A 19,799-nucleotide genomic window follows, 5' to 3' on the forward strand; every position below is an offset into this window, starting at 1 on the left:
TGTAACCTAAGGCCTTACTGTATCGTATACCGTGCTTTGGCGGCAATGTCCTGGTCACTGAAATCTCCCTCAAGGTATTTTAAATATCCGACAATGCCAATCATGGCGGCATTATCGGTACAGTATTCAAATTTTGGAACATGGGTCTTCCATCCCAGGGTGCGCTCGGCACCTATAAGCCGTTCACGTATGCCCGAATTGGCGGCGACCCCTCCACCGATGGCAACTTCTTTGATGCCCGTTTGTGCTGAGGCGGCCATGAGCTTTTCCATCAAGATCTCTAAAATGGTATATTGTATGGAAGCGCAGATATCATGAAGATTTTTCTTTACAAAATCGGGATGCTTTCGTGTTTCTCGTTGTATGAAATAAAGGATACTCGTCTTTAAGCCACTGAAACTGAAATTAAGTCCGTCGACCTTTGGTTTTGGAAATTCAAACGCCTTTGCATTGCCTTGCTGGGCATGCTTGTCGATCAAGGGCCCTCCAGGATAGGGCAACCCCAATAGTTTGGCACTTTTATCAAAGGCTTCACCGACAGCATCATCAAGGGTTTCGCCTAAAATTTCCATGTCGAAATAATTCTTCACCAATACAATTTGCGTATGGCCACCACTAATGGTCATTGCCAAAAAAGGAAAGTTCGGCTTTTCACGATCGACATCATCTATAAAATGGGCCAGAATATGTGCCTGCATATGATTGACCCCGATTAAGGGAACGTCAAGACCCAGCGCCAAAGATTTAGCAAAAGAAGTACCTACCAAAAGCGACCCCATAAGGCCTGGTCCACGGGTGAAAGCTATGGCCGAAAGCCGTTTTTTGTCGATATTTGCCTTGGCTAGTGCTTGATGCACTACGGGAACAATATGTTGTTGGTGTGCCCTCGATGCCAATTCAGGTACCACCCCACCATACTGCTCATGTATTTCTTGTGCGGCTACCACATTGCTGAGCACTTTGTTATTGCACAAAACAGCGGCTGAAGTGTCATCACAAGACGATTCAATGGCCAGAATATATTTTTTTTCAACGGTCATCTGTATTTGGAACAGAAATTGATCGTACAAAGATAAAACAATGCGCTATCAAAAAGCTGCGTAAAATACTTGTCAGAACAGTGCTGGTCATTCTGCTAATCGCAGTATTGGGATCATTGATATTATCACTACCGATAGTACAGACCAGACTGGCAAAGAATATTACCGATAGGATCAACACCGATTTCGGTACAAATATCAACATTGATAGGGTACAGCTTTCGCTACTTTCATTAAATGCCGGTCTTAAGGGCATCTATGTTGAAGACTATAATAAAGACACGCTTATTTACATTGAAAAACTCTCGACCTCGATATTGAATTTACGCAATATGGCCAACAATAAAATGGAGTTTGGCGATGTTGACATCAATGGTCTTTATCTCAACCTTAAGACCTATGAAGGAAAAGGTTTTACAAACCTTGATGTTTTTGTTGATAAATTAGATGATGGTAAACCCCGCGCCCCCGGCACTCCGCCTTTTTATCTTTCTTCATCTGAAGTGAACATAGCCGATAGCAGGTTTAAGTTGAGCGATGAGAATACTGAACCGGTAGAACAATTGCACTTCAAGCGACTACAGGTGCTGGCCCGTGATTTTCAGATCTTGGGGCCAGATGTTGCCACCGGTATTGAGAAGCTATCATTTTTGAGCAAACGCGATATTGCAGTAGATCATCTTGAGACCGAATTCAAATATACCAAACAACAGATGCGGTTTGATTCGCTATTGATCAAAACCCCAGAATCTTCTCTTCAGGGCGACTTGGTGTTCAATTACAATCGCGAAGACTTTAAAGATTTTCTCGATAAGGTCAGCATTGAGGGTAATTTCACGGAATCGGCAGTGGCATTCAAAGAGATCAATAAATATTTCGATGAGTTTGGCAGCGATAAAACGGCCACTTTTTCTACTCGATTTTCAGGGTTTTTAAATGATTTGAACGTAGAGGGATTGATTCTACAATCAGATAATACGGGCATTCGTGGTGATTTCAAATTTCGTAACATGTTCAATAAACAGGCACCTTTTGTGATGGATGCCACTATGGAAGATGTTACGTCGAGCTATTATGAATTGCGTAGCCTTTTGCCCAATATCATAGGAAAGAGCATTCCCTCGTCTTTTCAAAAGTTCGGACAGTTCACCGTAAGGGGTGAAGCAGAGATCAGCGAAACCTCGGTCGATGCGCAGATCAACCTGCACACGGCCATAGGAAGCACCTACACCAATCTACAAATGACCAATATCAACAATATTGATAATGCTTCATATCTAGGGTTTATATCACTAATGGATTTTGATTTGGGTGAATTCATCGATGATCCAAATTTTGGCAAGACCACCCTTGATGTCAATGTTGAGGGCAAGGGCTTTATTGCCGAATATCTAAATACAGAGGCCATCGGTGAAATCTATTCCCTTGAATTTAACGGTTATGAGTACAATAACATAAATGTTTCGGGGGTACTGAAAGATCAATTGTTTGATGGGTCTTTGCTGGTCAACGATGATAATTTCAGATTCGATTTCAAAGGTCTGGCAGACTTCAGTGAAGAGCGTACCGGATTCAATTTCATTGCAGATGTAGATTATTTGGATCTTAGGGCCTTGAACTTCATTGATGATAGCATCTCTATTTTCAAGGGAAATGTCAATATGGACATTACCGGGAACGACCTTGATAATGTCAGCGGGGATATCCGTTTTTCAAATACTACCTATCAAAATAAGAATGACACCTACTTTTTTGAGGATTTTGCAGTGTCTTCGACCTTTGAGGGAGATTCCATTAGAAATATCCAGATCATTTCACCCGATATCATTACAGGGTATGTAAAGGGAAATTTCAAAGTGCGCGAAATGGATAAGTTATTGCAGAATTCCATAGGCAGTATTTATACCAACTATAGGCCACATGAAGTTTCGAGTGGGCAAAAAGTTTCATTCAACTTGAAGATTTACAACAAGATCGTCGATGTATTTTTCCCTGAGGTGAAATTTGGCCCTGACACGTACATCAGGGGAAATATAATTGCAGATGAGGGTGATTTCAAACTGACTTTCAAATCACCCAATATCGAAGCCTTTCAGAATGAGCTCAAAGATATTGAGCTTAAGATCGATAACAAAAACCCTCTTTTCAATACCTTTCTCTCGGTTGATGAAATGTCAACGGTCTATTACGATGTCAAAGATTTCAATTTGATCAATACCACCTTGAAAGACACCCTTTTCTTTAGAACTGAATTTAAGGGAGGTAGCGAATATAATGATAGCTATAGACTAAATTTTTACCATACGTTCAATGAAAAAAATAAGTCTGTGGTCGGTCTAAAACGTTCTGAGGTGAGCTTCAAAGACAACACCTGGGTGTTGAACAAAGAGAGCAATGACAAGAACAAGGTGATCTTCAACAAAACCTTTGATAGCATCAGAATAGAAGAGGTGGTCATGAACAATGACAATAGGGAGCAGATTCGGTTAAGGGGCGAGCTGGCCGATTCGACGTATAAAGACCTAGAGCTGCAATTCAAGATCGTGTCGTTGCGCAAGATATCCCCGGCGATCGATAGCCTTCGGCTTGACGGCGAGGTAAACGGATCTTTGAATATTCTGCAAAAAGATAGCAAGTACCTTCCGACGACGAACATGTCTATCGGTAATTTCAGTGTCAACGATATCCCCTTGGGTGATTTGGAGATAGGCATTTTTGGAAACAATGACCTTACCGAATTTGGGGTCAACACATGGTTGTCTGACAAAGGCAAAGAGAAGTTGAGTTTAAATGGTAACGTTTTCAACAAGAACAAAAAGGTCTTACTTGACCTGAACGCCACATTCAATAATTTTGACCTACTGCCCTTTAGTCCATTGGGTGAAGATGTGATTTCGAATATCAGGGGACTCGTCAACGGCAGTGCTGCGATTACGGGCGATGCTTCGAATCCTAAAATTGATGGCGAGCTTACTTTAAACGATGCAGGGCTTGGCATACCGTACTTGAATGTCGATTATGATTTTTCACCACTCTCAAAGGTTAGGTTGTTCGACCAAACCTTTTATTTTGAAAATATCGGCTTGACCGATGTGGTCGAGGGCACGAAAGCAAGTTTAGACGGTACTATAAGCCATGAAGGGTTCGATGATTGGCAATTGGACTTGGATTTGGATACCAACAATGGTCGCTTTTTGGTGCTGAACACCGATTTCGATGAAGAGGCACTTTACTATGGCACAGGTTTTATAAGCGGTACGGGGAGTATTTATGGTCCGACCAATGCCCTTAACATTACGATGGACGCGACCACGGCAAGCGGCACCTCACTAAAAATACCTTTGAGTGATGTGACCAGTGTCGGCGATTATTCCTTCATTAATTTTATCGACAAGAATGCAGAAAAGACCATTGAGGCCGAAAGGGTACTTGACGAATACCAGGGCTTGGAAATGGCCTTTGATTTGGTGGTCACTCCAGATGCCGAGGTCGAGATTGTTGTCGATCGCAGTACGGGCAGCTCATTGAGGGGTACGGGCGAAGGTATTCTCTTGATCGAGATCAATACCAACGGCAAGTTCAATATGTATGGCGATTTTGTTGTCGTTACGGGAGAATACAATTTCAAATATGGAGGGGTGATCGATAAAACGTTCAATGTTAGGCCTGGTGGCACCATTTTGTGGGAGCGTGACCCTTTGGCGGCGCTGTTAGATATGGAAGCGGTATATGCCCTCAGTGCCAACCCAGGGCCATTGTTGGACAATACGGGTTACAGGGGCCGTATTCCCACAGAGGTAGTGGTACGATTGAGAGGAGAGCTTGAAAGCCCTAGTATTGACTTTGATATTGAATTTCCTGGTACCAGTTCGGTAGTGCTTTCACAATTGGAATACCGTCTGCAAGACCCCACTGTCGAGGAGCGCAATGCCTTTTTCCTATTGGCCCAGGGTACTTTCGTAAACGAACAGACAGGGCTCAATCAACAGGCGGTAACAGGTAACCTTATTCAAACTGCTTCCGGACTGCTCAATCAGATTCTTGGGGGTAACAATGACAAGTTTAATTTTGGACTTTCCTATGAACAGGGGCTATTGGACACAGAAACTGATTTTCGGGCAGAAGATAGGATCGGTGTGACGGTTTCTACCCAGATTTCCGATCGTATTCTTGTAAATGGTAGGGTCGGGGTACCGGTAGGGGGCGTTTCAGAGACTGTTGTGGCCGGCGATGTGGAAGTGCAGGTAATATTGAACGAAGAGGGAACGTTGAGCGCCAAGATTTTTAACCGTGAAAACCAAGTCCAACAATTTTTCGCGGAACGACAAGGCTATACCCAGGGCGTAGGTCTATCGTATCAGGTCGATTTCAATAGTTTTAGGGACCTTCTTCGAAAAGTCTTTCAAAAAAAAGAGAAAGCCAAAGAAGGTCAACCACCCGAAAGCATTCCTTCAAATGTTATGGGAAAGGATAGCTTGATTCGTTTTTACACAAAGACCAATTCTCCGAAATAGGGTATGAAATCCATAAATTTCCCTATCCACAAAAAAAGGGAATAAAACGAAAACGTTTGAGTTTTTACCTGATTGTAAATAAGGGCCAGATGGTATAAGTTCTTTGCAATAAGTTTGCTAGCTTTGCTATCGCAAAAATTTCAATGGCTTCAGAAATCAAGAAAATAGCGGTATTCACCTCAGGAGGCGATTCTCCGGGAATGAACGCGGCAATTCGTTCAGTGGTACGTACATGTGCCTATATGAAACTCGAGTGCATAGCGATTTACAGGGGGTACCAGGGCATGATAGATGGTGATTTCAAGGAAATGGACGCCCGTAGTGTCAACAACATCATCAATAAAGGGGGCACAGTATTGAAATCTGCCCGGTGTGAAGAGTTCAGGACAAAAGAAGGAAGACAGAAAGCCTATGAGCAACTCAAAAAGAACAATATCGATGCTTTTGTGGTGATCGGGGGCAATGGTAGTTTCTCAGGGGCCCAATTGTTCAATAAAGAGTTTGGTTTTCCGGTAATTGGCATTCCTGGTACCATTGACAATGATATACTGGGTACCTCATATACCATTGGTTTTGATACGGCCATCAATACGGTGGTAGAGGCCATCGACAAGATTCGCGATACCGCTAGCTCGCACAACCGATTGTTCTTCATCGAGGTGATGGGTCGCGATGTGGGCCATATCGCCCTGAATTCAGGTGTCGGGGCGGGCGCTGAAGAGATATTGATTCCTGAGCAGAACTTGGGGCTCGAGCGATTGGTCGATTCTTTGAAGAGAAGTAAAAAATCTGGGAAATCATCGAGTATTGTAATAGTTGCCGAAGGTGATAAGATCGGTAAGAATGTCTTTGAATTGAAAGAGTATGTCGAAGAACATTTGCCCATTTATGATGTGCGGGTCTCTGTTTTGGGCCATATGCAACGTGGTGGCGGCCCTACTTGTTTTGATAGGGTATTGGCGAGTAGAATGGGGGTAAGGGCCGTAGAGGCACTTTTAGAGGGTAAAACGAACTATATGGTAGGTATTCGTGATACGAAACTGGTACTTGTTCCGATTGAAGAGGCCATAAGTGCACACACCGCCATCGATGAAGAACTCATTAGAGTTTCCGATATTATGACAACATAGCGTATAATCATAAAAAACAACAAAATGTCAACATTGAAAATAGGAATTAACGGATTTGGTAGAATAGGTAGATTGGTATTCAGGTCAACGGTAAAACGCGATAACGTTGATGTTGTTGCCATAAACGATTTGTTGGATGTCGAGCACTTGGCCTATTTATTGAAGTACGATTCGGTACACGGAAGATTTGATGGTACCGTAGAGGTCAGGGACGGTAATTTGGTGGTAAACGGAAAGACTGTCCGTATCACGGCAGAAAGGGATCCCAAAAACTTGAAGTGGGATGAAGTAGGTGCCGATATCGTGGCCGAGTGTACCGGAATTTTCACCACTTTGGAAACTGCGCAGTATCATATCGATGGCGGCGCCAAGAAAGTCGTCATTTCCGCACCTTCAAAAGACGCCCCCATGTTTGTTATGGGTGTCAACCATGATCAGATAAAGGCTGACGACAACATAGTTTCGAACGCCTCTTGTACCACCAACTGTTTGGCACCGCTTGCCAAAGTGCTGGATGATGAATTTGGTATTGAAGAAGGGCTGATGACAACCGTACATGCCACAACGGCTACTCAATTAACCGTTGATGGCCCCTCGAGAAAAGATTATAGGGGAGGTAGAAGTGCCATGATCAATATCATTCCTGCGTCTACAGGTGCTGCCAAGGCGGTTACAAAAGTTATTCCGGCATTGGAAGGAAAACTTACCGGTATGGCATTCAGGGTACCAACAGCAGATGTTTCTGTGGTTGATTTGACCGTGCGACTTGAAAAAGAAACATCTTACGACGAAATTAAAAAAGCGTTCAAAAAAGCCTCAGAAGGAAGTTTGAAAGGTATTTTGGGTTACACTGAAGAAGCCGTGGTCTCACAAGACTTTGTCGGTGATGCACGCACCAGTATTTTTGATGCTGGGGCAGGTATCGAATTGAACTCAAAGTTCTTCAAGGTCGTGTCATGGTACGATAACGAGGCGGGTTATTCGCACAAATTGGTTGATTTGGCCGAGCATGTGGCCAACCTCTAGCCTACGGTTGTATCTACCTAACCAAGCATAGCATAGTACATGATATTGATTGTCGACAGTGGGGCGACCAAATCAGATTGGATCGCCCTTGATGAAAAAGGCGAAAAGCTTTTCAATACCCAAACGCTGGGCTTGAGCCCTGAAGTATTGACCAAAGAGGTCATCGAAGATCGGCTGGCCAATAATTTTGAGCTCTCTAAGAACAGGGAAGAGGTCGCCCAATTGTTTTTCTATGGTGCCGGCTGCGGTACCGATCGTATGAAACGTTTTTTAAAAGGCATTTTCAACGATTTTTTTCCCAAGGCAAAGATCGAGGTGAACGAAGATACCTTTGCGGCCATTTATTCGACCACGACAATAGGTAGCCCTGGTATCGTCTGTATTTTGGGCACTGGATCGAATTGCAGCTATTATGATGGCCACCAACTGTTTCAAAAAGTGACCTCATTGGGTTATATTTTGATGGACGATGGTAGTGGTAATTTCTTTGGAAGAAAACTTTTGAGGGATTACTATTACCACAAAATGCCCCAAGACCTCGGAATCAAGTTTGCCAAAGAGTTCGACCTCGATGCCGATGTTATCAAAGAGAACCTATACAAGCAACCAAATCCGAACACGTATCTTGCGAAGTTTGCACGTTTCATTGTTGAGAACAAAGAGCATCCCTATTGCAAAGGGGTAATTCACAAGGGGTTTCAGCAATTTGTGAACAACCATATCATGCAATTTGAACTGGCGACGAAAGTGCCCATTCATTTTGTGGGAAGTATCGCTTATTATCTGCAAGAAGAGTTGAAAACTGTCATTAAGAACAATGATTTGATACAAGGGGCGATTCGCCAAAGACCGATCGATGGTCTGGTCGAGTTTCACAAAAGCACTATTTAATCGCTATCATTGAAATTTCGACATTGACGAATTTGGGCAGATTGGCCACCTCTACTGTCTCTCTCGCAGGGGCAGAGTCAACATTGAAATAAGAACCATACACCTCGTTGATCGCTGCAAATTGGTGCATGTCTTTCAAAAATATTGAGGTCTTTACCGCATTCTCAAAGGTCATTCCGGCTTCCGTCAGAATGGCCTTTATGTTTTCCATGCACTGTTGGGCTTCCATTTTGATGTTGCCCGTTACCAATTCACCGGTTTTTGGGTCAACGGGTATCTGACCCGAGATGTACAATGTTCCGTTTGATAAAACCGCTTGGTTATAGGGCCCTATGGGTGCAGGGGCGTTTGAAGTATTGATTATTTTTTTCACGATGCTTATTTATTGTCAATAGTTTAGTTCATTTACCCTGACCAGCAGCAATTGTTATCGCCTTCCCAGTCTACGCTGGCTGCGTTGCTCCCATTTCACATCTTGTAGTATTGAACTGCTGATACCGATAAAAAAGTCCCATCGTTCATTTGTACCAAAGGGTACCCAATTGAAACGCAGATCAAAGCTACCCAGATTTCGTTGAAACCTGAATTGGGTCAGTGTGAAGCCCTTGTTCTTAAAGTCGTATCCTGACGAAAAGCCTAGACTCCATTTGGGGGTCAACTCAATATTGCCCGAGAACATTAGCGAATTATTGGTGATTTCACTTTGGCGATTACTGTTGTTATAGGTCGTGGCATAGGCCAAACGAAGGTCCCAGGGCAGTTTTGTGTTGTAAATGGGCACCTCTTCGTCATCATCATCATTTTTTCGCTTATCTGCAATTTGGCTGGCCGCTGTATCAAAACCCTGACCAAATAGATCGTCAACTCTACCCCCACTGGTAGCTCGGTAGTACTCATCGCCATCTGGTTCTTCCTCTGTATCCTTTTTATCTTTTTTCTTGAAGGTTTCACTATTCAATGAATACCCTATGTTCAAACTCGCCCGTGTCAAACGAAACAATCCTCCGCCGCTATTGATGTTCAGAGTATTGATTCGACGCCCATTGTTGTCAATGGCGTACGGATCAAGGTTTCCCGTAAAGTTGATGGACATCTTATTGTCGAGTATCGTGGTGCCCCCATTAAAACTAACAGGGGACAGTTTGAGCGAATCTGCCTCAAAATTATAGGAAGTCGCAAAGTTGAGGTTGCTCAACAAGGATATCTTTTTTGGTTCTGTCGCCGTTGAGTCTTTATCCCTGACTTTGGCTTCCAAAGTGTTTTGCAGTGAAAAGCTAACAGAATTCGATTTGTTGAGACTGGGCGCCCCGTTTAAAGTACCTTCAAAACGACTGTACAATACCTCTTCACCATCGAGATCGGTATAAGAATCATAGAATTGTTCGAATGAAGGCGTATAGCCCCAGCCTATCGAGGGCCGCATGACATGGCGAATGGCCTGTATTTTTTTATCCTCCCCAAAATTGAAGGTACCGTAAAGCGTGGTTCCGATGTTGGCACTGAAACCGTAGCGATTATAGCGATCGAAACCACTGATGGTGTCCAATACCACTTCACGGTTGCTATCTGGATCGTCGGGATCAAGACCACGTTCAAAAGTTTCCAAAGTCCATACATCCTCATAATTGGCACCAACGGTCACGCTGAAATATTTGGCCACTTTGAAGTTGGTGCTTAGCGGTATGGTATGGCGGGCACCTACACGGGCGTCATCGAACATTCTAGAAGTGAAAAAGAGCGAATCGGTGGTCGTAATACGGTTCTCGGCCCTAAGATTGTACTGCAGGTTGAGGTTTTGGATGATTCCTTTTTTGAGGCCATCCCTTTTGGCAAAAGGAAAAATACGTTCCATACTGGCCTGTAGGGTCGGGAGTGTCAAATTAATGGCCTCGGTGTTGGTGTTTTGGTTATGTGTAGCGGTCAGGCTCAGATTGACCGATGGATAGGCCGGAAAGGTCTTAGAATATGAAATCGAAGACGACAAGTTGTTATTTTGGGTATTGGCCAGGTTAACCTGGTTGGCCGATTGCCTGAAATAGTTGCTACTGCCCAAATTGACCGAAGCCGAAAACCGGGAATTCGGATTTGCCTTTGGGTCTTGCGAATGGGTGATCTGTAAGTTGTAGATCGTAGTTCTGCTAAAATCTGAAAACCCTTTTTGGCTGGTGACCAAATTCTCAAACCTAAAATTGATATTGCCCCTAAACTGATAGCGTTTTGTATAAATGGACTGTGTTCTGAAACCATAACTTCCATTAGTGAAAAAATCACCCAGAATGCTAAAATCAACATAGTCGCTGATCGGAAAATAATATCCCCCGTTTTGTATGAAATAACCTTGTTGCGGGTTATTTCCAAACGTAGGGAATATAAGTCCTGCGGTCCTTCCAGTGGTCAACGGAAAATAGGCAAAAGGCAACGCAATGGGTGTGGGCACATCAACTATGTACATATTGCTGAACCCAGCGATGATTTTCTTGCCGGGCACAAACTTTGCTTTTCTGACCCTAATGTAATAATCTGGGTCGATGGTATCTTTCGAGGTCGTCAGTTTGCCATCTTTCAAGAAATAGACCGAGTCATTCTCTTTCTTGGTCACTTCTGCCAACACTTTCATGGCATCTGAACCAAACGAACCCAAACCTGCTTGTTGTTCGGTACGCGAATTGAAGATCAAGGCTTTCTGGGTATCAAAGTTGAATCGAATCGAATCAGGAATCACCTCATTGTCGCCCTGTTTGAAATAGGGGAGTTGTGAGTAGGTGCTGTCAGCAGGGTTGAAAATACGACCGGCATAGACCTCGTTCTTGACATAATCCAACACAATGATGCCCGCTTTTAGCTCGGTATCTTGATAATAGATTTCTGCCTCATCATAGAGATAGATTTTCTGCTCCGTTTGGCTAATTCGCACATAATCTTTGGCCTTATACTTTATTTTGTCCAGCAACAGGGCTTTTTTCTTGGGAACGGTATCGGTTTCTGTAGAATCAAGCGGAATGGAATCATTCAAAAAGTTTGGCGGGATCAAAGGGGCTTTAATCGAATCTTTTACCGCTTTGATGGGCAACGGAACAATAGGGTCTTCTTGTGCTGAAGCCACCACACCCATGAACAACAGAAATAGGAGTGGAAAAAAATGTTTGTTTGCTTGCAACGCGATAAATCCTATTTTTGTGATAGCTTGGCTTGGTTTTTGAAGTCCAAACTTACACATATTTTTCATTCTGTTACTTGGACTTCACTTTATTTTAACCTGCCATAACCTTTACAAATCAAGGGCACTTATGACTAAAAACAAGTTGGTTTTTCTGATTTTCCCGGCAACCGCGATTCTTCTCCTTTCCTTTAATAAAAATGATGTCGATGCCGCATTGAATGATGAGTTTGTAGTCGTTTTGGATGCCGGCCATGGTGGCCATGACCCGGGAAATCTGGGTAACGGCTATCTTGAAAAAAATATAGCTCTTAACATAGTTCTAAAAGTTGGTGAACAACTTGAGAAGAATCCGAATGTAAAAGTGATCTATACACGAAAAGACGATTCGTTTGTCGATTTGTACATACGTGGAAAGATAGCCAACGATGCCAATGCGGATCTTTTTGTTTCGATACATTGTGATTCACATAATTCAGATGCACATGGGGCAGGAACATTTGTAATGGGCCTGCACGCCAACAAACAGAATTTTGAGGTGGCCAAAAAGGAAAACTCCGTTATCTATCTCGAAGACAATTATGAGGAAAAGTATGCCCAATACAATATCAACTCGCCCGAATCGGTCATCGGCCTGACCATCATGCAAGAAGAGTTCTTGGACCAAAGCATTCAATTGGCAAAGTTTTTACAAGATAATTTTACGACCAAATTGAGCCGCAAAGACCGAAAGGTCAAACAAGCTGGCTTCATAGTATTGCACCAGACTTTCATGCCCAGCGTGTTGATCGAGGCCGGATTTTTGACCAACAAAAATGAAGGGGCCTATTTGAATTCTAAAAAAGGGCAACAAGAAATGGCCAGAGCCATTGCCGATGCCATACTGACCTATAAGGAAAACATTGACCCCAATATCGAAAAGCTTCAGCCACCAGTCCAAGAGCCGACTGTGGTAGTGGCCGAGAAGACACCTATAACAAAGGTCGAAGAGCCTGAAAAAAAGCAAGAAACCATCAATGTTGAGTCGCCGACAAGTTCGTCAGAAGAGAAAAAGGAGGAAATTGTGGCAGCGGTCAAAAAGAAAGACCCTGTAGAAAAAGAACCCAAAGAAGTGGCCTCTGCAAATATTGTCTTTAAGGTGCAATTGATGGCTAGCTCTAAGGTCATTCCCCTAGATGGTGATTATTTCAACGGCCTCAATACCTTGACAAAAGAACCGTACAAAAACCTCTACCGATATATGTACGGTGAGACCAATTCGTATCTGAAGGCTAAACTGTTGAAGTCAAATGCCGATGCCAAAGGGTACACCACATCATATATTGTGGCCTATAGAGATGGTGCCAGAATACCTATAAGCGAGGCCCTGAAATACGTTCCGGAACAATAGCCGCTTTGAGAAAAATATTCCTAATTTTGTTAGAAACGGAAAAACACAGAGTTTGAAGCTCTCTAGAGAAGTTAAAACGGCCATCATAGTCTTAATCGGAATATTCTTGTTCATATTGGGCTATAGTTATCTTAAATCAAATTCTCTTTTTGATAAATCGAAGACATTTTATGCTGTTTACGATCACGTAGGTGGGCTACAGACAGGCACCCAAGTCTCTGTCAACGGATTAAATGTGGGCAACGTGGTCGATATCAAGTTTAAAGATAAATCGGGCCAATTATTGGTTACTTTCTCAGTGGGCAAAGACTTTGAGTTTTCGAAAAACAGTAAGGCAGAACTATATGACACTGGGATAATCGGGGGCAAAGGAATTCAAATAATTCCAGTTTTTGATGGCGCCCCCCCTGCCCAATCAGGTGATACACTGAAGACCGGTATCAGACCCGGTATTACAGAATTGGTACAAGAAAAATTGACCCCATTACAGATGAAGGTAGAAGGGGCTTTTTCACATGCCGATTCATTATTGATGAACGTGAACACGATGCTTGACGACCCAACAAAGAGAGACCTTCAGCAAAGCATATCAGGGTTGAACCAATTGATCAAAAGTCTTCAGGGAAGCGCTAATAAACTGAATCAATTGTTGGGCAATAATCAGCAGCAGTTAGATAGCTCAATAAAGAATTTCAACACCATGACGGCCAATTTCTCAAAATTATCAGAAGACTTGGCCAACGCTGGTCTTGATAAAACCTTGACCAATCTTCAAACCTCATTGAACAACTTGAACGCAGTGCTGTCAAAAGTTGAAAAAGGAGAGGGGTCATTGGGCAAACTGGTCACCGATGATGAACTGTACAAAAATCTCTCTGAGGCTTCCAGGGAACTCGATTTATTGCTACAAGATTTTAGGTTGAATCCAAAGCGGTACGTGAACGTTTCCGTTTTCGGCAAAAAACAGAAAGAATATACTTTGCCCGAAGATGACCCCGCTGAAAAACCTGACAATAACTAGATGGAGATATTGCCAAACATTCTTTTTGCCGTGGCCTTGGTCGTAGGGATCGGGTTTTTTGCCAGAAACATTAAAAAACTCATTAGAAACATCAAGTTGGGTAGAAAGGTTGAGGTTGATGACAACCCTGCCAAGCGGTTTAAAAATATGGCCATGATCGCCCTTGGACAATCGAAAATGGTGGTCCGGCCCATTGCAGGCCTCATGCACATCATAGTCTATGTAGGTTTCATCATTATCAATATCGAAGTGCTTGAAATCATCATTGATGGGCTTTTTGGCACCCACAGGATTTTTGCTTCATTGGGAGCATTCTATGATTTTTTGATTGCCTCATTTGAGATTTTGGCCCTTTTGGTGATTGTAGCCGTTGTGATTTTTTGGATACGGCGCAACGTCATACGTTTACGGCGATTCATCAAACCAGAGATGAAGGGCTGGCCCAAGACCGATGCCAATTGGATTCTGTACATCGAGTTCATACTCATGGCACTTTTTTTGACCATGAATGCCACTGATGCCAAGTTGCAGCAATTGGGGGCTTTGCATTACCAAGAGGCAGGTACGTTTCCGATAAGCCAATTCTTGTTGCCTTTGTTCGATACGATGAGCATACAGACCTTGATCTTTATTGAGAGAACGGCTTGGTGGTTGCACATTTTGGGCATTTTGTTCTTTTTGAATTATTTGTACTATTCAAAACACCTTCACATTCTTCTTGCTTTTCCGAATACGTATTATGGAAAATTAAGGCCCCAAGGTCAATTTGAAAACCTTGATTCGGTCACCAAAGAGGTGAAACTGATGTTGGACCCCAATGCGGATCCTTTCGCGGCACCTGCAGACGATGCCCCTCCACCAGAAAAATTCGGTGCTTCAGATGTCATGGATTTGACCCGGGTACAGCTATTGAACGCCTACACCTGTACCGAATGTGGCCGTTGTACTTCTGAATGCCCGGCCAATCAAACAGGAAAGAAGCTTTCTCCACGGAAAATAATGATGGATACACGCGACCGACTCGAAGAAGTGGGCCAGAATATCAATAGCAACAAGGGCGAGTTCAAAGCCGATGGAAAACAATTGCTCGATGATTACATCACCCGTGAAGAGCTTTGGGCCTGCACCACGTGCAATGCCTGTGTAGAGGCCTGTCCGGTCAGTATAGATCCCTTATCGATAATCATGTCGATGCGACAGTATTTGGTCATGGAACAATCGGCGGCCCCGACCGAACTGAACAATATGATGGGCAATGTGGAGAACAATGGGGCACCATGGCCCTTTAACCAGATGGACCGCCTAAATTGGACGCAAGAATCTTAAACGCAAAACCAAAGAGCAAATGAACGTACCGACCATGGCCTCGCTTTTCGCTGAAAACAAACAACCTGAAGTATTGTTTTGGGTAGGTTGTGCGGGTAGTTTCGATGATCGAGCAAAAAAAATCACCAAGGCCTTTGTCAAAATTTTGAACAAAGCAGGGGTAAGCTTTGCGGTATTGGGCACTGAAGAAGGTTGTACTGGCGATCCAGCCAAAAGGGCGGGCAACGAATTTCTTTTTCAGATGCAGGCGGTGACCAATATTGAGGTGCTGAACGGATACGGAGTAAAAAAAATCGTAACGGCTTGCCCACATTGCTTCAACACCATCAAAAACGAATATCCTGAACTTGGGGGCAATTACGAGGTGGTGCACCATACCCAGTTTTTAAAGCAATTGCTTGATGAAGGAAAGATTTCTTTGGAAGGAGGCACCTATAAAGGAAAACGCATCACGTATCACGACCCCTGTTATCTGGGTAGGGCCAACAATGTTTTTGAGGCTCCAAGAGAGCTGATCCAAAAGTTGGATGCCGAACTGGTTGAAATGAAAAATTGCCGTAAACGCGGACTTTGTTGTGGGGCAGGGGGCGCCCAAATGTTCAAAGAGCCCGAAAAAGGGGATAAAGACGTCAATATCGAACGAACTGAACAAGCTTTGGAAACACAGCCCGAGATTATAGCCGCTGCCTGTCCTTTTTGTAACACAATGATGACCGATGGGGTGAAGAACAAAGAAAAAGAGGCCTCGATAGCGGTTTTGGATGTGGCCGAACTGATTGCAAACGCTGAAGATTTATAGAAATGTTAGTAGATTTTCAAAAACTTCCGAGCCATTCAAGAATTTGGATCTATCAGGCCAACCGTAGTTTTTCAGATACCGAGCTTGAAGAATTAAAAGCTGAACTGAGCGGGTTTTTACAACAATGGACGGCCCATGGCAGTGAACTGCAGGCGGGGTATGAGATTCCATATAAGCGATTCATCGTTATTGGATTAGATCAGTCACAGGCCAGTGCCTCGGGCTGCTCGATCGATGCTTCAGTACATTTTATTCAGCAACTGGAAAAAAAATATGGGGTCGATTTGCTCGACAAGATGAACGTTTCGTACAAACAGGGCGAGTTTGTGGCACATAAATCCCTAAAAGATTTTAAAAAGATGGCCAAAGAACGGGCAGTTTCAAAAAATACCGTGGTTTTCAACAACTTGGTGGCCACAAAACAAGAGTATCTTGAGAATTGGGAAGTGCCCGCAGCAGAGAGCTGGCATGCCCGTTTTATGTGATTTTAACGATTCTTTAGTGCCGATTGCCCTGATTTTCTTGGTTATCTTCCATGAAATGCAATATTTTTAAGCGCGATAAGTCGATGTCATAGACCATTTATTTATGCGTAAAAACTACTTCTTCCCCTTTTTCTTGTTGCTTTTTATGTTGGTCAATGGTCAGAAACACCCCCTGATGACCCAAGACTCCATTCTTCAGCAGCAATGGGTCGATGGGCACTATGAAACCATGACCCTAGAAGAAAAAATAGGGCAGTTGTTCATGGTCAGCGTGGCCTCCAATGCCAACAGGTCAGCGACCGAACGCATCAAAAAGTTGATCGATCGGCACCACATCGGGGGAGTGATTTTTTTGCGTGGTAGCCCTACAAGACAGGCAAAGTTGACCAACGAATATCAGTCGATGTCAAAAATTCCGCTTTTGATCGGGCAAGATGCCGAATGGGGTCTGGCCATGCGGTTAGATTCTACCTACGCTTTTCCGTGGAATATGACCTTGGGAGCCATTCAAGACAGCACGATTGTTGAAGAAGTGGCATACCAAATGGGAAAACATGCCAAAAGACTCGGGGTACACATCAATTTCGCCCCTGTACTGGACGTCAATATCAATCCGAGAAACCCAATTATCGGTAATCGTTCGTTCGGTGAAAATCCTGAAAACGTTTCTGTAAAGGGAGCAACTTTCATAAGGGGATTTGAAAGGGCGGGCATTCTATCTTGTGGAAAGCATTTTCCCGGTCACGGCGACACGGCTACCGATTCACATCATGACTTACCATTGATCGATTTTTCGAGGCAACGACTAGATAGTGTCGAATTACATCCATATAAAGAACTGATCAAAGATGGCCTTAGCAGTGTGATGGTGGCCCATCTGAACGTTCCTGCACTTGAGAATGTTCCCGAAAGACCATCCTCTTTGTCAAAATCCATTATCACGACATTGTTGAAGAACAAAATGGGCTTCGAAGGCTTGGTTTTTACAGATGCTCTTAATATGAAAGCGGTGACCAAGACCACTGACCCTGGTGATGTAGAGCTATCTGCTTTTCTAGCGGGCAACGATATGCTCTTGATGCCGCAAGAGGTTGATAGTGCCGTGAAAAAGCTGTTGGAAGCCTATAATTATGGAATTATAACCGAAAACAGATTGGCCAGATCGGTCAAGAAGATTTTGATGGCAAAATATAAAGTGGCCCTTTCGGGCAAGCAGCGTGTAGATACAGACAGACTCTATGAAGATTTGAACAATCTTGAGAGCGATATGGTTTATGAAAAGGCCATTGAAAATGCTTTGACCGTGGTAAAAAACAATTTCTCGTTGCTTCCTATCAAAAAATTGAGCAACAAGAAAATTGCCTATGTGAAATTGGGCGACGTAGATGGTGATACTTTTTATGGAACTTTAAAGAAATATGCCGATGTCACCCCAATCGAGGTAAAAGATTTCGGTGAGTACAAGAAAAAGTTGTCTGAGTTCAACTTGGTGATCGTCGGTTATCACAAGAGCAATGATACCCCATGGCGAAACCATAAGTTTTCAAAAGATGAGCTCTTTTGGTTACGTCAGATTGCCCAAATGCGTTCAAACAATATGGTTCTGGTATCTTTTGCCAATCCGTATGCCTTGTCTGATATTGTTGATTTCACAGGAATGGATGCCATTTTAGTGGCGTATCAAAACAGTGTCTTGGCCCAAAGGAAGGCCGCTGAGGTCATCTTTGGCGCCCTGTCGGCAAAAGGAAAACTTCCTGTTTCCATCAATAGTGAATTTCCTGTCAATTCGGGGGTCGAGGTCAAAAGCATAGCACGATTGGGGTATAGCATTCCAGAAAGGGTAGGTCTTAGTTCAAAAAAGTTGTCGATGGTCGACACATTGGTACGGCATGGACTTGATTCTTTGATGTATCCAGGGGCACAGGTTTTGGTCGCCAGAAGGGGAAAGATCATATATAACAAAAGTTTTGGGCATCCTACCTATACATCCAAAGAAAAGATCACTGAAGACCATATCTATGACCTGGCCTCGTTGACCAAGATTTTATCGACCCTGCCGGTCATCATGAAAATGGAGGAAGAAGGAAAAATTCGCCTAAATGATACTTTTCAAGAATTGGTTCCTGAATATGCCGAATCTGAATTGAAAGATGTCACCGTGCTCAAATCGCTCTCACATTACGGACGATTGCCGGCCTGGATTGCCTTTTATGTAGATACGCTGAACAAAGACAGGAAACCTTCAAGTGAGTTTTATAGAAACCATCCTGAGGAAGGGTATTCGATAAAAGTGAGCGAGGGGCTGTATTTATCCAATGCCTATCAAGATTCCATCTATAACCGTATTGGTAGGCAAGAATTGAAATCGAACCGCTATCGCTACAGCGATGTGGCCTACTATGTGTTCAAAAAGTACATTGAAAACACTTATGAAAAGTCTTTGGATAGATTGGCTACTGATTTTTTGTACAGGTCGATAGGGGCAACCAATACAGGGTTCAATGTGGCGGATAAGTTTGATAAATCACGTATTGTACCTTCTGAAGAGGATAATTATTTCAGGTACCAAACCATTCATGGTTATGTACATGATATGGGGGCTGCCATGCAGGGCGGGGTAGGGGGCCACGCAGGGTTGTTCAGCAATGCCAATGACGTGGCCAAAATCATGCAAATGTACCTACAGGGCGGATATTATGGAGGTGAGCGATATCTCGATGAACGAACCATAAAAAAGTTCAATACCTGTTATTTCTGCCATAAAGATGTCAGGCGCGGTGTAGGTTTTGATAAGCCCCAATTGGAAGATAAAGGCCCTACCTGCGGCTGCGTATCACATGAAAGTTTTGGCCATAGCGGGTTTACGGGTACCTATACTTGGGCCGACCCTGAAGCTGAAATTGTCTATGTCTTTTTATCAAATCGTACCTACCCCAGTGCCCACAACAATTTATTGGTAAGATCTGCGCTGCGTACCCGAATACAGCAAGCGATTTATGATTCCATTATAAATTAGGTTC

13 protein-coding genes are annotated in these 19,799 nt (G+C 43.4%); 10 read left to right on the top strand and 3 right to left on the bottom strand.

Going from position 1 to position 19,799, the window contains the following annotated elements; translation table 11 throughout:
• Window positions 1–14: 14 nt before the first annotated feature.
• Window positions 15–1,040 carry a tRNA (adenosine(37)-N6)-threonylcarbamoyltransferase complex transferase subunit TsaD gene (gene tsaD, locus L0P89_RS13635; RefSeq protein WP_235265667.1) on the bottom strand — a complete coding sequence of 342 codons (1,026 nt, stop codon included), beginning with the start codon at window positions 1,038–1,040 and terminating at the stop codon, window positions 15–17.
• Between the two features lie 80 nt (window positions 1,041–1,120).
• Between tsaD and L0P89_RS13640 the strand changes: the two genes are divergently transcribed.
• The 4 genes from L0P89_RS13640 (at window position 1,121) to L0P89_RS13655 (ending at window position 8,601) form a co-directional block, all read left to right on the top strand.
• A complete protein-coding gene (locus L0P89_RS13640) occupies window positions 1,121–5,554 on the top strand; it encodes a translocation/assembly module TamB domain-containing protein (RefSeq protein ID WP_235265668.1) in 4,434 nt (1,477 codons plus the stop codon).
• Window positions 5,555–5,697: 143 nt separating this feature from the next.
• Window positions 5,698–6,684, top strand: coding sequence for a 6-phosphofructokinase (pfkA, locus tag L0P89_RS13645; RefSeq protein WP_235265669.1), 987 nt, complete (start codon window positions 5,698–5,700; stop codon window positions 6,682–6,684).
• 24 nt (window positions 6,685–6,708) lie between these two features.
• Window positions 6,709–7,710, top strand: a complete 1,002-nt coding sequence (gene gap, locus L0P89_RS13650) for a type I glyceraldehyde-3-phosphate dehydrogenase (RefSeq protein WP_235265670.1) — start codon at window positions 6,709–6,711, stop codon at window positions 7,708–7,710.
• A gap of 39 nt (window positions 7,711–7,749) precedes the next feature.
• Window positions 7,750–8,601 carry an N-acetylglucosamine kinase gene (locus tag L0P89_RS13655; protein ID WP_235265671.1) on the top strand — a complete coding sequence of 284 codons (852 nt, stop codon included), beginning with the start codon at window positions 7,750–7,752 and terminating at the stop codon, window positions 8,599–8,601.
• Here L0P89_RS13655 and L0P89_RS13660 read toward each other — a convergent pair.
• Complete coding sequence (locus tag L0P89_RS13660) at window positions 8,594–8,974, bottom strand: RidA family protein (RefSeq protein ID WP_235265672.1); 381 nt, start codon at window positions 8,972–8,974, stop codon at window positions 8,594–8,596. The genes L0P89_RS13655 and L0P89_RS13660 overlap by 8 nt on opposite strands.
• A gap of 54 nt (window positions 8,975–9,028) precedes the next feature.
• Window positions 9,029–11,818 carry a putative LPS assembly protein LptD gene (locus L0P89_RS13665; protein ID WP_235265673.1) on the bottom strand — a complete coding sequence of 930 codons (2,790 nt, stop codon included), beginning with the start codon at window positions 11,816–11,818 and terminating at the stop codon, window positions 9,029–9,031.
• A 70-nt stretch (window positions 11,819–11,888) separates the two neighbouring features.
• On the opposite strand from L0P89_RS13665, the gene L0P89_RS13670 reads away from it, so the two are divergent.
• From L0P89_RS13670 to L0P89_RS13695, 6 genes are all read left to right on the top strand, one after another.
• Window positions 11,889–13,148 carry an N-acetylmuramoyl-L-alanine amidase gene (locus L0P89_RS13670; protein WP_235265674.1) on the top strand — a complete coding sequence of 420 codons (1,260 nt, stop codon included), beginning with the start codon at window positions 11,889–11,891 and terminating at the stop codon, window positions 13,146–13,148.
• Between the two features lie 52 nt (window positions 13,149–13,200).
• Window positions 13,201–14,169: an MlaD family protein gene (locus L0P89_RS13675; RefSeq protein ID WP_235265675.1), complete on the top strand. Its 969-nt coding sequence runs from the start codon at window positions 13,201–13,203 to the stop codon at window positions 14,167–14,169.
• Window positions 14,170–15,495, top strand: coding sequence for a (Fe-S)-binding protein (locus L0P89_RS13680; protein ID WP_235265676.1), 1,326 nt, complete (start codon window positions 14,170–14,172; stop codon window positions 15,493–15,495). It abuts the gene before it with no gap.
• Window positions 15,496–15,514: 19 nt separating this feature from the next.
• Window positions 15,515–16,294 (top strand): (Fe-S)-binding protein, encoded by a 780-nt coding sequence (locus tag L0P89_RS13685; protein WP_235265677.1) that lies wholly within the window; start codon window positions 15,515–15,517, stop codon window positions 16,292–16,294.
• A 2-nt stretch (window positions 16,295–16,296) separates the two neighbouring features.
• The gene (locus tag L0P89_RS13690; RefSeq protein WP_235265678.1) at window positions 16,297–16,779 is read left to right on the top strand and encodes an ABC transporter ATPase; all 483 of its coding nucleotides are present in this window, start codon (window positions 16,297–16,299) and stop codon (window positions 16,777–16,779) included.
• Between the two features lie 103 nt (window positions 16,780–16,882).
• Complete coding sequence (locus tag L0P89_RS13695) at window positions 16,883–19,795, top strand: glycoside hydrolase family 3 N-terminal domain-containing protein (protein WP_235265679.1); 2,913 nt, start codon at window positions 16,883–16,885, stop codon at window positions 19,793–19,795.
• Window positions 19,796–19,799: the final 4 nt, after the last annotated feature.

It is taken from the genome of Muricauda sp. SCSIO 65647 (assembly GCF_021534965.1).
In the GTDB taxonomy this organism is placed as follows: domain Bacteria; phylum Bacteroidota; class Bacteroidia; order Flavobacteriales; family Flavobacteriaceae; genus Flagellimonas_A.